Origin of the sequence: Rhodoplanes roseus, from assembly GCF_003258865.1 — a bacterium.
In the GTDB taxonomy this organism is placed as follows: Bacteria; Pseudomonadota; Alphaproteobacteria; order Rhizobiales; family Xanthobacteraceae; genus Rhodoplanes; species Rhodoplanes roseus.
Map to the genome: position 1 here is coordinate 1 of NZ_NPEX01000115.1, position 14,874 is coordinate 14,874.

The 14,874-nt window shown below is 70.4% G+C and carries 12 protein-coding genes; 4 read left to right on the forward strand and 8 right to left on the reverse strand.

Annotation, left to right across the window (positions count from 1 at the left end):
• Positions 1-710: DNA polymerase ligase N-terminal domain-containing protein (locus CH341_RS16850; protein WP_281023053.1), on the reverse strand; the 710-nt coding region annotated here is incomplete at its 3' end.
• Positions 711-737: 27 nt separating this feature from the next.
• Positions 738-1,697, reverse strand: a complete 960-nt coding sequence (ku, locus tag CH341_RS16855; RefSeq protein ID WP_111420169.1) for a non-homologous end joining protein Ku — start codon at positions 1,695-1,697, stop codon at positions 738-740.
• Positions 1,698-1,906: 209 nt separating this feature from the next.
• Here ku and dxs point away from each other — a divergent pair, with 209 nt between their 5' ends.
• Entirely contained in the window at positions 1,907-3,838 is a 1,932-nt protein-coding gene (gene dxs, locus CH341_RS16860) for a 1-deoxy-D-xylulose-5-phosphate synthase (protein ID WP_111420170.1), read from the forward strand.
• Positions 3,839-4,044: 206 nt separating this feature from the next.
• A complete protein-coding gene (locus tag CH341_RS16865; protein ID WP_111420171.1) occupies positions 4,045-4,779 on the forward strand; it encodes a TlyA family RNA methyltransferase in 735 nt (244 codons plus the stop codon).
• A gap of 36 nt (positions 4,780-4,815) precedes the next feature.
• Here the strand turns inward: CH341_RS16865 and CH341_RS16870 are convergent, their stop codons facing one another.
• The gene (locus CH341_RS16870) at positions 4,816-5,442 is read right to left on the reverse strand and encodes a nucleoside deaminase (protein ID WP_245431103.1); all 627 of its coding nucleotides are present in this window, start codon (positions 5,440-5,442) and stop codon (positions 4,816-4,818) included.
• Positions 5,443-5,649: 207 nt separating this feature from the next.
• On the opposite strand from CH341_RS16870, the gene CH341_RS16875 reads away from it, so the two are divergent.
• Entirely contained in the window at positions 5,650-6,888 is a 1,239-nt protein-coding gene (locus tag CH341_RS16875; RefSeq protein WP_111420173.1) for a class I SAM-dependent RNA methyltransferase, read from the forward strand.
• Positions 6,889-7,112: 224 nt separating this feature from the next.
• Here CH341_RS16875 and CH341_RS16880 read toward each other — a convergent pair whose 3' ends face one another.
• The 4 genes from CH341_RS16880 to fabI all read right to left on the reverse strand — a co-directional run bounded on the left by CH341_RS16880 (position 7,113) and on the right by fabI (position 11,328).
• Positions 7,113-7,982 carry a DUF1194 domain-containing protein gene (locus CH341_RS16880; protein ID WP_111420174.1) on the reverse strand — a complete coding sequence of 290 codons (870 nt, stop codon included), beginning with the start codon at positions 7,980-7,982 and terminating at the stop codon, positions 7,113-7,115.
• A gap of 158 nt (positions 7,983-8,140) precedes the next feature.
• A complete protein-coding gene (gene ribB / locus CH341_RS16885) occupies positions 8,141-9,235 on the reverse strand; it encodes a 3,4-dihydroxy-2-butanone-4-phosphate synthase (protein WP_111420175.1) in 1,095 nt (364 codons plus the stop codon).
• Positions 9,232-10,398 carry a chorismate synthase gene (gene aroC / locus CH341_RS16890; RefSeq protein ID WP_111420176.1) on the reverse strand — a complete coding sequence of 389 codons (1,167 nt, stop codon included), beginning with the start codon at positions 10,396-10,398 and terminating at the stop codon, positions 9,232-9,234. Before aroC ends, ribB begins: the two co-directional genes overlap by 4 nt.
• A 111-nt stretch (positions 10,399-10,509) precedes the next feature.
• Positions 10,510-11,328 (reverse strand): enoyl-ACP reductase FabI, encoded by an 819-nt coding sequence (gene fabI, locus CH341_RS16895; protein ID WP_111420177.1) that lies wholly within the window; start codon positions 11,326-11,328, stop codon positions 10,510-10,512.
• 267 nt (positions 11,329-11,595) lie between these two features.
• Between fabI and CH341_RS16900 the strand changes: the two genes are divergently transcribed.
• Positions 11,596-14,124: an HAD family hydrolase gene (locus CH341_RS16900; protein ID WP_111420178.1), complete on the forward strand. Its 2,529-nt coding sequence runs from the start codon at positions 11,596-11,598 to the stop codon at positions 14,122-14,124.
• A 29-nt stretch (positions 14,125-14,153) separates the two neighbouring features.
• Here the strand turns inward: CH341_RS16900 and CH341_RS16905 are convergent.
• A partial coding sequence (locus CH341_RS16905) for a J domain-containing protein (RefSeq protein WP_245431104.1) occupies positions 14,154-14,874 on the reverse strand: 721 nt, incomplete at its 5' end.

Consider the following 14,874-nt stretch of genomic DNA (forward strand, 5'->3'; position numbering starts at 1 on the left):
GGCGGAAATAGTGCCTGGAGACGAACGCGAGATAATCGTCCAACGAGACGATCCTCCGCAGCACCGGCAAGGCATGCCGGCGTTTCCGTCCGGGACGACTGCCACACCGCGGCGGCCTTCACGCTGGTCTTGCGCTTGGGCGTCTTGCCGGCGGCGATCTCGTCGATCGAGCGGCCGGTCTCCACCGACAGGGTCTTCTCCTCCAGGAGATCGGGATCCCGGGCGGTGCGGGAGGCCTCGTCCTCGCTCTTGATGAGCAGCCAGTTGTCGTGCTTGTCGCCGCGGCGCTTCTGCATGCGCACCAAGTGCCAGTGGCCCTCGAGCTTCTCGCCCTCCAGCGTGAACTGCAGGTGGCCCTTCTTCAGCCCGAAATGCGGGTCGCCGTCCGGGATCCAGCGGCCGCGGTCCCACAGCATCACGGTGCCGCCGCCGTACTGGCCTTGCGGGATCGTCCCCTCGAAGCCGCCATACTCCAGCGGATGGTCCTCGGTCTGCACCGCCAGCCGCTTTTCGCCCGGTACCATGCTGGGTCCGCGCGTCACCGCCCAGCTCTTGAGCACGCCGTCGAGCTCGAGCCGGAAATCGTAATGCAGCCGGCGGGCGGCATGCTTCTGCACCACGAAGCTGTCGCCCTTGGTGCGCGCCTTGCGTCCGCGGGGCTCCGGCGTGACGTCGAATTGTCGCTTCTTGCGGTAGACGTCGAGCGCCATGGGTTACGCACCACTCGGAGGAACGATCTAGCCCGCCTTCTTCAGCCGCTTGCGCGGCGCGGCGGAACGACGGGATTTGGCCGCGGGTTTGGCTGGCGATTTGGCGGCCGGCGGCTTGGCGGCGTGTTTCGCCGCGCGCTTCGGCCCGACGGTCCGCGGCGCGTCGGCCTCGCCCTTTCCCTCGGATCGAGCGGCGCCCGCGGCGGCGCCGGTGCCCGCCTTCACGCTGCGGCGCAGGGCGTCCATGAGGCTGATGACGTTGCCGGGGCCCGGCTCCGGGGCGGGCGGCGGCGGCCGCCCCTCCTGCTTGGAGCGGATCAGCTCCAGCAGCGCCTCGTCGTAGCGGTCCTCGAATTTCTTCGGATCGAAGTGGCCGGCCTTGCTCTTGACGATATGAATGGCCAAATCGACCATGTCCGGGGCGATCTTCACCTTCTCCACCGCATCGAATGCGGCATCCTCGTCGCGCACCTCGGTCTTGTAGTGCAGGGTCCGCACCATCAGCCCCTGCCCGCGCGGCGCGATGGTCACGATCCGCTCCCGGCGGTAGAGTACCACCCGGGCGAGACCCACCACGTTCTCGGCCGCCATCGCGTCGCGGATGACCGCGAACGCCTCCTGGGCGATCTCGTCGTCGGGAACCAGATAGTAAGGGGTGTCGAAATAGACCGGATCGACCTCATCGGCCGGGACGAAGCTCTCGATGTCCAGGGTGTGGGTGCTCTCCAGGGCGACCTGGTCGAGATCCTCCTCGTCGAGCTGGACGTAGGACCCGTCGTCGAGGCGGTAGCCCTTGACCCGCTCCTCCTCGGAAACCGGCTCGCCGGTTTCGGAATCGACAACCTCGTTGCGAACCCGATGGCCCGTGGTCTTACTAAGAATATTGAAGCGCACCCGCTGGGAGGTCGAGACCGCCGGAAACAGGGCGACGGCACATGACACGAGGGAGAGCTTCAGGTAGCCTTTCCAGTTTGCACGTGCCGCCATTCGGCCACCCAGGCGTCGCTGAAGTAACATTCAAGTCGCGTCGACAAGTCGTTGAGACAGAACACTGAATAGTGGCAAGAGGTTCCAGTCCAAACGGGCTCGCACATGCTGCGCGCGCCCGGGTCGCGACTGCCGGTTTGTCATAATCCGCCTATCTGGTGTAAGTCCCTGATAGGAATTGTTGTCCACCCCGCGAGGGAGGTAGTGCTTTGCCCGACTCTTTGAAAACTCCGTTGCTCGACCGCGTGGTCGTTCCGGACGATCTGCGGCGCCTGGAGACGGGTGAACTCCGCCAGCTTGCCGACGAGCTCCGCGAGGAGACCATCGCAGCCGTTTCACAGACCGGCGGTCATCTCGGGTCGAGCCTGGGTGTCGTCGAGCTCACGGTGGCGCTGCATTACGTGTTCAATACGCCGGAGGACCGGCTGATCTGGGACGTCGGCCACCAGGCCTACCCGCACAAGATCCTCACCGGCCGGCGCGACCGCATCCGCACGCTGCGCCAGGGCGGCGGCCTCTCGGGCTTCACCAAGCGCGCCGAGAGCCCGTACGACCCGTTCGGCGCCGCCCATTCCTCGACCTCGATCTCGGCCGGCCTCGGCATGGCGGTCGCTCGCGACCTCGACAAGTCGAAGCACAACCACGTGGTGGCGGTGATCGGCGACGGCTCGATGTCGGCCGGCATGGCCTACGAGGCGCTCAACAACGCCGGCGGCATGGACTCCAACCTGATCGTGGTGCTGAACGACAACGACATGTCGATCGCGCCGCCGGTCGGCGCGCTGTCCGCCTATCTGGCGCGGCTGATGTCGGGCAAGCCCTATCTGTCGCTGCGCGAGATCGGCAAGCAGTTCGCCCAGCACCTGCCCCGTCGCCTGCACGAGCAGGCGGTGCGCGCCGAAGAGTTCGCGCGCAACATGATCACGCACGGCGGCACGCTGTTCGAGGAGCTCGGCTTCTACTATGTCGGCCCGATCGACGGGCACAATCTCGACCACCTGCTCCCGGTGCTCAAGAACGTTCGCGAGGCCAAGCGCAAGGGCCCGATCCTGGTCCATTGCGTCACCCAGAAGGGCAAGGGGTACCCGCCCGCCGAGACCTCGGCCGACAAGTATCACGGAGTCGTGAAGTTCGACGTCGCGACCGGTGCCCAGGTGAAGTCCAACGCCAAGGCGCCGTCCTACACCAAGGTGTTCGCCGACGCGCTGGTGAACGAGGCCAAGAAGGACACCAAGATCGTCGCCATCACGGCGGCGATGCCGTCCGGCACCGGCCTCGACCTGTTCGGCAAGCTGTTCCCCGAGCGCTGCTTCGACGTCGGCATCGCCGAGCAGCACGCGGTGACGTTCGCGGCGGGTCTCGCGACCGAGGGCTACAAGCCGTTCGTCGCCATCTACTCGACCTTCCTGCAGCGCGCCTACGACCAGGTCGTGCACGACGTCGCGCTGCAGAACCTGCCGGTCCGCTTCGCCATGGACCGCGCCGGCCTGGTCGGCGCCGACGGCCCGACCCATGCGGGCTCGTTCGACGTCGCCTATCTGGGCTGCCTGCCCAACATGGTGCTGATGGCGGCCGCCGACGAGGCCGACCTCGTGCACATGGTCGCCACCCAGGTCGCCTGCGACCAGCACCCGACCGCGCTGCGCTATCCGCGCGGCGAGGGCATGAACGTGCCGATGCCGCTCGAGGGGACGCCGCTGGAGATCGGCAAGGGCCGCATCATCCGCGAGGGGCACAAGGTGGCGCTACTCTCTTACGGCACCCGCCTCGCCGAATGCCTGCAGGCGGCCGACGAGCTCGCCGCGCTCGGTCTCTCGACCACGGTCGCGGATGCGCGCTTCGCCAAGCCGCTCGACGTCGACCTGCTGACCCGGCTCGCGCGCGAGCACGAGGTGCTGATCACGGTCGAGGAAGGCTCGATCGGCGGTTTCGGCAGCTTCTGCCTGCATGCGCTCGCCGAGCACGGTCTGCTCGACCGCGGCCTGCGGGTGCGCTCCATGGTGCTGCCCGACAGCTACATCGACCACGACACCCAGCCGGCCATGTACGCCGTCGCCGGGCTCGACCGCAAAGGCATCGTCACCAAGGTGTTCGAGGCCCTCGGCAAGGACGCCGCCAAGGAGACGGTGCGGCTGGCCTGACCGTCTCGCGACGTGAGGATTTCGAACGGCCGGGCGCTCCGCCCGGCCGTTTTCGTGTGCGGTGGTCACGGCAGGCTTGACCCGGCCGTCCATCCGCAACAAGAAGCATCATTCACGCGAGATCGCGACGCGGGTCGCGCCCGTGGACGACCGAGCCGCTTGCAGGCGCCGCGTCGCGCAGGCGTCGAACGATCGAGATTGTCGCCATGTCCCCTCGCCTGCGCGCCGACCGCCTGCTGGTCGATCGCGGCCTGTTCGAGAGCCGCGCCAAGGCCCAGGCCGCCATCGCGGCCGGCTTCGTGACGGCCGACGGCGTGCGGGTCGGCAAGCCCTCCGACACGATCGCACCCGACGCGGTGATCGAGGCACTGCCGGCGCACCCTTACGTGTCGCGCGGCGCCCTCAAGCTCGCTGCGGCGCTCGATGCGGGACCGATCGATCCGGCCGGCCGCGTCTGCCTCGACGTCGGCGCCTCGACGGGCGGCTTCACCGAACTCTTGCTCTCCCGCGGTGCCCGGAAGGTCTATGCGGTCGATGTCGGCCGCGATCAGCTCCACGCACGCCTCCGCGCCCATCCCCGCGTCGTCTCGCTGGAATCGACCGACATCCGGGCGCTGAGCGCCGCCGTGCTGGACGAGACGCCGTCGCTGGTCGTCGTCGACGTCAGCTTCATCCCGCTGGCGCTGGTGCTGCCCGCCGCGCTGGCGCTCGCGGCGCCGGACTGCGACGTGGTCGCCCTGATCAAGCCGCAGTTCGAGGCCGGCCGCGAGCACGTGAAGAAAGGGCTGGTGCGCGATCCCGAGATTCACACCGCGGTCTGCGAGACCGTCACGGCGCTGGCCCGCTCGCTCCGCTGCACCGTGCACGCGGTGCTGCCCTCGCCGATCACCGGCGGCGACGGCAACCGCGAGTTTCTGCTGGTGGCGCGGCGCAGCACCTGACCGGTGTCCGCGCCGCGCCGTTGTCGCGAGCGTCGATCAGTACTTGGCGCCGTCCGGCATCTTGCGGAACTCCAGCCAGACCTTCTGCGCGTCCTCGCGCAGCAGCGGAGCGACCGGTACGGCCCGCTTGGCGTAGGGCTTCTTCATGTCGATGCTGATGTTGGAGTCGTCGAACAGGTCGGCGTAGTCGGTCCACGCCGCCGCATAATAGATCTTGCCGACCCGCGCCCAGTAGGCGGTGGAGTAGCACATCGGGCACGGCTCGCAGCTCGTGAACATGGTCGCGCCCTTGATGTTCGGCGCACCGATCTTCTTGCAGGCCGCCCGGATGGCGTTCACCTCGGCATGGGCCGAGGGATCGTTGTCCTTGAGGACGCTGTTGCCGGACGCGGCCAGGATCTCGCCGTCGCGCACGATGACGCAGCCGAACGGGCCGCCGGTCTTCTCGACCACGCCGGCCTTGCGCATCAGGTCGATGGCCATGCGCATGTGCTGCCGATCCTGCTCGGTCGCGGCCGTGGTCGCGGCGGCCGCCGTCGCCGCGACGGCCTCGCCCGCATACGCGGCGGTGAGCAACGCGGCGCCGGACGCGAGAAAGCCTCGCCGCTCTACGACACGGGCCGATGAGAACAGGTGGTCGAGGGAATTGTTCTTGGTGTCCACGGGCGGGGGTTCCTTTGTTGCACGCCGCACCCTAGGCGGGCGCATCTTTATTTTCTCACTACGGCGTGCGGACGGAGCACGCCGCCCCGCTTGTTCGACACATACAGCGCGTGCGGACCGGTCGCTCACGGCACTCCTGCACCGACGATGGCGACGCCAGCGCCGAATACGAGTTGCCTTGCGCCCCGGGGTCGCTATTGCTTCGGCATGACCGAGCACCTCACCATCGGTTCTCTGGGCCGACGCGGCGACGGTGTCGCGGACGGCCCCGGCGAGACCGTCTACGTTCCCTACGCATTGCCCGGCGAGACCGTCGAGGTCGAGGCGGTGCCGGGCCACCCGGACCGCCGCCGGCTGGTGCGCGTCGACGTCGCCAGCCCGGACCGGATCGCGCCGATCTGCCCGCATTTCGGCGTCTGCGGGGGATGCGCCACCCAGCATGTCGCCCCCGATCTCTATCGCGTCTGGAAGCGCGGCCTGCTGGTCGAGGCGCTGCGCGCCGCGGGGCTCGACGCGCCCGTCGACGACCTCGTCGATGCGCATGGCGACGGCCGCCGACGCGTCACGTTGCACGCTCGGCGCGGCACCCACGACATTCTCCAGGTCGGCTTCGCGGCGCAGCGCGCCCACGACATCGTGCCGATCGACCGCTGTCCGATCACGGCGCCCGGGCTGAAGGGCACCATCGAGGCCGCCTGGGCGATCGCCGAGGCGCTGCACCCGCTGCGCAAGCCGCTCGACATCCAGGCGACCGCCACGGACGTCGGGCTCGACATCGACGTGCGCGGCTCCGGCCCGCTGAAGGCGGACCGCACCCGCGCCCTGGCGGCGGTCTGCGACCACCACCGGCTCGCCCGCCTGACGCGGCACGGCGAGCTCGTCGCCCAGCGCGCCGCCCCGACCGTGCGGATCGGGCGGGCCACCGTGGCGCTGCCGCCCGGACCGTTCCTGCAGGCGACCGCCGAGGGCGAGGCGCAGCTGGCGCGGCTCGTGGATCATCACGTCGGGCCGGCCAAGAGCGTCGTCGACCTGTTCGCCGGGCTCGGACCCTTCGCCCTGCGGCTCGCCGAGCGGGCCCGCGTGCGCGCCCTCGAGATCGACGCCGAGGCGGTCGCGGCGCTGACCAAGGCGGTCGCCAATACGCCGGGGCTCAAGCCGGTGACGGCCGAGGCGCGCGACCTGTTCCGCCGTCCGGTGATCGCCCACGAGCTCGGCAAGGTCGACGCCGTGGTGTTCGATCCGCCCCGCCAGGGCGCCGAGGCGCAGGCGCGCGCGCTGGCCGAGAGCCGCGTGCCGATCGTCGTCGCCGTCTCGTGCAACAGCGCGACCTTCGCCCGTGACGCCGCCCTGCTGATCGCCGGCGGCTACCGGCTGACCGACGTCACGCCGGTCGATCAGTTCCGCTATTCTTATCACGTCGAGATCGTCGCGAAGTTTTCGCGGTGAGTGTCCGCTGGGCACCGTCTTGAACCTCTCTCCCGCGAGGAAGGCTTTGCATCATTGGTCATTCCGGGACGGCGCGCAGCGCCGGACCCGGAATCCAGCGAAAAATGCCGAGTTCGCCGCTGGATTCCGGGTTCGCGCCTTTGGCGCGCCCCGGAATGACGGATTGTGCAAAGCCCTCGCGAGGGAGAGGGTCGAAAGCCAGTCCCCGCGAAGTGATCAGATGCTCAATTGAAATCCCGGCCCCAGCGCTGCTGCCACATGCGTTCGCCGATCGTGCAGGAGATGCGCGGCTGGCTCGCCGCGGCCGGGATCACGCGCAGCTCCGGAGTACGGCCGGCGATCTCCAGCACCAGCTTGGTCCGCGTCGCTTCCTTGAACTGGGTGCGGTCGCGGATCGGGATCATGAAGGCCGAAGGTCCGCCGATCACGCAGTCCTCGTAGTAGACGTCGAGCGCCTCGATATCCATCGTGGCGGCGTTGGGGCGCTTGAGCACCAGCGGCAGGCCGTTGATGGTGATGCCCTTGGCGATCACCTCGTCGCGGGTGGCGTCGACGAGTGCGCCCTGATTGTTGGCGCCGTCACCCGAGACGTCGATGACGCGCCGGATGCCGCGCTGGCCACTGTCCTTGAACAGATCCGCCGAGAACTGCAGCGCGCCCGAGATCGACGTACGATAGGCTCGGCGATACGGCGCTTCGGCGATCGACGCGGCGAAGGCCTCGGCACTGGCGGGGCCGTCGATCACGCGCCACGGCACCAGCACGCGCTGGTCGGCGGCGCCGGCCCATTCGACATAGGTCACGACGATCTTGCCGTGCATGCCCTGCTTGAGGGCGCCGAGGAACTCCGGCGAGCCGAGCGCCGCGACGTAGCCCTCGCGCTGCAGCGCCTGCTCCTCAGGATCCATCGAATAGGAGATGTCGACGGCCAGCACGATCTCGACGTCGACGGTCGAGTCGGCCTGGGATTTCGGCAGGTCGGCGAAGCGCAGCGCCGGTGCCGGGCCGGGCCCCGCCCCTGCTCCGACGGCGGTGAAGCCGGCGATGCCTGCGGCCGCCACAACGGCAGCCGCCGCCCAAGTCCCTGTCCGCATGCCCGTCTCCGAGTCCGTGAGAATCGAAATGCTCTCACAGGGCGGGCCGCGGCCGCGTTCACGATCGTATCATCACGACGGTACGCCAGGATGCGCGACGGCGACGGTCGCGCGAGCCCCACGGCCGGCTCGACCGTGAGGCGCAGGAATACGCACGATCAGCTCGAGATCGGCTCGGTGCCGACGATCTCGATGCCGAAGCCGCCGAGCCCGACATACTTGTGCTCGGCCGAGGTCAGCAGACGGATCGAGGAGACGCCGAGATCCTTGAGGATCTGCGCGCCGACGCCGATCTCGCGCCACTGCATGATGCGCGCGTGCTCGGATCCGGAGTCGCCGTTCTTCGGGAGATCGGCCGCCGGCACGCCGACCGTGCCGTCGCGCAGGAAGACCAGCACGCCGCGGCCCTCCTCCTTGAACCGGCGCAGCGCGGCGTGGACGCCGGGGGCGCCGCCGAACGTGTCGCGCAGCAGATTGTGCCGGTGCAGCCGGGTGAGCACGTCGACGCCGTCGCCGACCTCGCCGACCACGATGGCCATGTGGTGCACGGCCTCGAACGGCGTCACATAGGCGTAGCCCTTCAGTGGACCGATCTCGGTCTGCACCGTGAAGGAGCTGATGCGCTCGACCAGCTTGTCGCGCACCTGCCGGTAGGCGATCAGATCGGCGACCGAGATGTTGACCAGCTTGTGCCTTTCGGCGAACGCGCGCACCTCGGGCCCGCGCATCACGGTGCCGTCGTCGTTCATCAGCTCGGCCAGCACGCCGACCGGCGGCAGACCGGCGAGGCGGCACATGTCGACGCAGGCCTCGGTGTGGCCGGAGCGCATGAGCACGCCGCCTTCGCGCGCGACCAGCGGAAACACGTGGCCGGGCCGCACGAAATCGGCCGCCGCGCTGTTGTGGTTGGCGAGCGCCCGCACCGTGTTGGTGCGCTCCTCGGCCGAGATGCCGGTGACGAAGCCGTGCTTCACGTCGACCGACACCGTGAAGGCGGTGCCGAGCGGCGCGTCGTTGAGCGCCACCATGGGGTCGAGCCGGAGACGCTTCGCCTCCTCGCCGGACAGCGGCGCGCAGACGATGCCCGAGGTGTGGCGGATGATGAAGGCCATCTTCTCGGGCGTGCACATCGACGCCGCGACGAAGAGATCGCCCTCGTCCTCACGGTCGTTGTCGTCGGTGACGATGACCAGCTCGCCGCGCGCGAAGGCGGCGACGGCCACCTCGACGCGCTTGTTGTTCTCGTTCGTCATTCACGGGCTTTCGTATGAGCGGCAGGGATCTCTTCGGCCGGCGCGGCCGGTCGCACGAACGGCCATGCCGGCGTGTCGCCGACCTGGCCGCGTTGGCGCAGATAGTGATCGGCGACCACGCAGGCCACCATCGCCTCGGCGACCGGGACGGCCCGGATGCCGACGCAGGGGTCGTGGCGGCCTTTTGTCAGAATTTCGGTCTCCTCGCCCCAGCGGTTCACGGTCGCCCGCGGGGTGAGGATCGAGGAGGTCGGCTTGACGGCGAAGCGGCAGACCAGCGGCTGGCCGGTGGAGATGCCGCCGAGCACGCCGCCAGCGTGATTGGTGAGGAAGCGCGGCGCGCCGTCGTTGCCGAGGCGCATCTCGTCGGCGTTCTCCTCGCCGCTGAGCTCGGCCGAGGCGAAACCGGCGCCGATCTCGACCCCCTTCACGGCGTTGATGCCCATCAGGGCCGAAGCGAGGTCCGCATCGAGCTTGCCGTAGACCGGCGCGCCGAGCCCCGCCGGCACGCCCTCGGCCACCACCTCGACGATGGCCCCGATCGACGACCCGCTCTTGCGCACGTCGTCGAGATAATCGGCGAACACCCGCGCCGCCTCGGCGTCCGGGCAGAACAGCGGATTCCGGTCGATCTCGTCCCAGTCCCAGTTGCGCCGGTCGATCTCGTGCCGACCGACCTTCACGAGCGCGGCGCGGACCATGAGACCGGGGACGATCTTGCGGGCGATCGCGCCGGCCGCGACCCGGGCCGCCGTCTCGCGCGCCGAGGAGCGGCCGCCGCCGCGATAGTCGCGCAGCCCGTACTTGGCGTCGTAGGTGAAGTCGGCGTGGCCCGGCCGGTAGGTGTCCTGGATCGCCGAATAGTCCTTGCTGCGCTGGTCGGTGTTCTCGATCAAGAGCGCGATCGGCGTGCCGGTGGTCACCTGGCGGCCCGTGTCCGGGTCGGCGAACACGCCGGACAGGATCTTCACCTCGTCCGGCTCGCGGCGCTGCGTGGTGAAGCGGGACTGCCCCGGCCGCCGGCGGTCGAGCCGCTCCTGGATCTCGGCGGCCTCCAGCGGAATTTTGGGCGGGCACCCGTCGACCACGCAGCCGAGCGCCGGCCCGTGGCTCTCGCCGAAGGTGGTGACGCGGAACAAGGTGCCGAAGGTGTTGAACGACATGATGGTGGGGGTCCTGCTGCCGGTCTGGTAGCGCGGGGGCCCCCGGGGGTCAAATCGGCCCCGCTCCCGCCGGCCCGGCCGCGAACCGGGCCGCGCCTGCGGCCCGCCGGGCTAGTCCTTGACGACCGAGATGTCGGGCGCGTCCGGCCGCTTCATGCCGACCACGTGATAGCCCGCATCGACGTGGTGGATCTCGCCCGTCACGCCGCGCGCCAGATCGGACAGGAGATAAACGGCGGTGTCGCCGACCTCGTCGATCGTCACGGTCCGCTTCAACGGGGAGTTGTACTCGTTCCACCGCAGAATGTAACGGAAGTCGCCGATGCCGGCCGCGGCCAGCGTCTTGATCGGGCCGGCCGAGACGGCGTTGACCCGGATGTTCTTCTCGCCGAGATCGGCCGCCAGATAGCGCACCGAGGCCTCGAGCCCGGCCTTGGCGACGCCCATGACGTTGTAGTGCGGCATCCACTTCTCGGCGCCGTAATAGGTGAGCGTCAGCAGCGCCCCGCCGTTCGGCATCAGCTTCTCGGCGCGCTGGGCGAGCGCCGTGAACGAGTAGCAGCTGATCAGCATCGTCTTGGTGAAATTGTCGGCCGTGGTGTCGACATAGCGGCCGTCGAGCTCGTCCTTGTCGGAGAACGCGATGGCGTGGACGATGAAGTCGATGCTGCCGAAGGTCTCGGCCGCCGCCGCGAACACGGCGTCGATGGTCGACGGATCGGTCACGTCGCAGTGGCCGATCAGCGTGGCGCCGAGCTCGGCCGCGAGCGGCTCGACCCGCTTCTTGAGCACGTCGCCCTGATAGGTGAAAGCCAGCTCCGCGCCCTGGGCCCGCGCCGCCTTGGCGATTCCCCACGCGATCGAACGATTGTTGGCGACGCCAAAAATGAGCCCGCGCTTGCCGCGCAGGAGCCCTGCAGTATCCGGCATGATGATCCTCTGTGCTGCCGGTGACCGGCGCGGCCGCACCTATGGCACAGGCACCAGGGGGCGGCAAGGCGAAGGAAGCTTACCCAAGCACCAGCAATTGGTCGGGATTTCCTGCGGTTCCCCATGGAAAGTCGGCGGCCGATCTCCTGAACGGCCCACCCCGGTCGCCTCGCCTGCGCGACGAAGGCCGCCCGGTTCGGGGCGGCGTGGCGTTTACAAAGGGGACACATGCGAGGGGGACGGGAGATGCGGGTCGACGAGCGAGGAGTGTCCGGCGAGGCGGGGGGGCGTCCGCCCGCAGGCGCTCCGGACCGGGCCGGGACGGGAGCGGCCGCGGGCGGCATCGCGCCGGCGCCGCGGGCCGGGGTGGCGGTCTCGTTCGACGTCTTCGACACCGTGCTGATGCGCCGCTGCACCACGCCGGAGGGCGTGTTCGAGCTGGCCTGCCGGCATGCCGGCGCGGATGTCGGGCGGCCCGGCCTGGTCGAAAGCTTCGTCCAGCATCGGCGGCTGGCGGAAGGCGCGGCGCGGCGCAAGAGCGCCCGGGCCGGCCGGGACGGCGAGGTGACGATCGAGGCGATCTGGGCCGAGTTCCCGCGCCGCCTGTTCGGGCTGTCCGCACTCTCGCCCGAGGAGCTGGCCGAAGCCGAGTTCCGGGCCGAGCTCGACCTCTGCCTCGCCGACCCGGAGATCGCCTTCCTGTACGACGAGGCGCGCAGCGACGGTTTCCGCACCGGTTTCGTCTCGGACACCTATTGGGGCGCCGAGCGGCTCGGGCGACTGCTGCGCCACTGCCGGCCCGGCCTCGCCTGGGATTTTCTCTACGCCTCGTGCGACCACGACACCGGCAAGTCGCGAAAGCTGTTCGAACGCGTACTGGCGGCCGAGGGGCTCTCGCCCGGCGAGCTGACCCATATCGGCGACCATCCGGTGGCGGACGTCGCCACCCCGCGAAAGCTCGGGATCGGGGCGCGGGCCTATGCGCAGGCGACGCCCTGGCTGGCCGGCGTGCTCCAGCGCGAGGACACGATCTTCTCGCTCGCCACCCACGGCGCCGCCACCGGCCGCCGCCTCGACGCCGGCCTGCGCAGCCTGCGCCGTCGCATCGCCCGGACCACGCCGGCGACCTCGCCGGCCGGCATTCTCGGCACCGCGGTGCTGGGCCCGGTGATGGCGGCCTTCGACCGCTTCGTGGCCGACCGCGTGGACCGGCTGGCGGCCGCGGGCGGCCGCGTCGCGATCGCGTTCCTGGCGCGCGACTTTTGGGCCCGGCTGCATCCGGAGCGGCGGGCCGCCTATCTGGAGATCAACCGGCGCACCGCCGCGCTCGCGGCCGTCGATGATCCGATCGGCTTCGGCCCGCTGTTCCAGGCGATCGGCGTGATCGACCACCGCACCGCGGTCGACATGCTCGGGCTCGACGCCCCGGCGCTGAAGCGCTTCTTCTCCAAGGCGGGCGGAACCACGACGGGTCGGGCGCTGGCGACCGCCCTGCCCCGCCTGTTCGGCCGCAAGATGATCGTGGATCTGGCCGACGGCATGCGGAGCGGCGTGCTCGCCCATCTGCGCCGCGAGATCGACGCCTTCGACTCCGTCACCGACCTGGTCCTGGTCGACCTCGGCTATGGCGGCTCGGTCCAGAAGGGGTTGCGTCGCGCCCTCGACGCCGCCCGTCCGGGCACCGGCGGCCCGCGGCTGCACGGGCTCTATCTGCTCGGCCGCGACGCCGCCCTGGACGATCTCGGCCGCGACACCGCCGAGAGCCTGATCTCGGATCTGGTGGTGACGCCCGAGACCAAGGCGGCGCTCCTGTCGAACATCGCCGTGCTGGAGCAGCTCTGCGCCGCGGCGACCGGCAGCGTACGGTCCTATCGCGACGGCGCCCCGGTGCGCGAGACCGAGCAGCGCGATCCGGCCCAGGTCGCGCTCACGGCCGAGGCGCGGACCGGCGCCCTGGCCTTCGCGACGGCACTCGCGCTCGAGTCTCTCGAGGGCCGCCCCGATCCGTTCGCCGCGACGGACACCGAGACCGCGCAAACGACGGCGGCCTGGACGGCCGCGATGCTGGGCCGGCTGCTGCTGCTGCCCACCGACGACGAGGTGCTGCTGCTCGGCGGCCTGACCCACGACGTCAATCTCGGCTCACGCAACACCGTGCCGCTCGCCGATCCGGACGCTGCGAGCCGGGCCGTCCTGGCGCGACCGCTGCCCGACGCCTGCGGGATCGAGGCGCCGCCGATGTGGCCGGCCGGCAGCCTCGCCGCCGTTTCGCCCCTGCACGGCTTCGCCTACACGCTGTTCGGCGCCGGTGCGCTGCCGGGTGACGTGTTCGGCGACGTCCCGTGCGGACGGATCACCGTCACGCTGGTCGATCAGCGCCGCGCCGCGCCGGTCGAGGTCACCTGCCTGCGGACGCCCGCCGGAGACCTCCGCCTCCGCGTACCCCTGATGGCCGAAGGCCGCATCGAGGCAGTGGCGATCCCGGTCGGCCAGCTCGCTTCGCGGGCGCTGGTGCGCGGCGTCGCCCTGCAGCAGGGCGAGACCGGCGCCGATGCCGTGCAGAAGGGCGCGGTGACGATGCTGGGCGCCGACCGGCTGCGCGCCGTCGACGCGACGCTCGCGGACGACATCGTGCGGGCAGGCCCGGGGGGCTCGCTGCTGGTGTTGGTCCCACCACTCGGCGCGCGGATCGGGGTGCTGACCGTGCTGCTGACGCCGCTCGGCGACGGCCGCCCGCTCGCGCTGGCGCTCGGCGACCAGGCGACACCGACGGCCCCGCTCGCCCCGGAGGCGTGAGGGCCGCGTGCCGTGGGCCGCGCCCGGCGTCACTCCATGTCGCCGCGGGGATCGTAGGCCTTGTGGTCGCGCCAGTGGCGCATCAGATCGTCGAGCTCGGTGTCGCTCTCCTTCGGCAGCACGATGCGCACGCTCGCCAAAAGATCGCCGGGGCCGCCCTTGGCGGGCAGGCCCTTGCCCTTGAGCCGGAAGGTCCGGCCGCTGGAGGTGCCGGCCGGGATCGCCAGCTCCACCGCGCCGTCGAGCGTCGGCACCCGCACCTTGCCGCCCAGCACCGCCTCGTAGAGCGTCACGGGCAGATCGAGCCGCAGGTTGGCGCCGTCGCGCTCGAACAGCGGATGCGGCGCGATCGTGATGGTCACCAGGGCGTCGCCGACCGCGCCGGGGCCGGGCAGCCCCTGCCCTTTCAGCCGGATCTGCTGGCCGTCGCTCAGGCCGGCCGGGATCTTGACCTCGACCTCCTTGCCGGTCGGCAGATGCACCCGGCGGTTGCCGCCCTTGGCGGCCTCGGCCAGCGTGATCGTGACGGCGGCCTCGACGTCGCGGCCGGCCGGTGCCTCGTGCAGGTCCTCCGGCTCGAACGGGGAGCCGCCGCCGAAGCCGGTCCGCCGACCCTGCGCCGCCGCGCCGCCGAACACGTCCTTGAGAATGTCCTCGAAGCCGCCGAAGCCGCGGGCTCCGCCACCGCCACCCCCGGCCGCGCGCCGGAAGCCTTCCGGCCCGAACGAGAAGCTCTCGAAATGCGAGCCG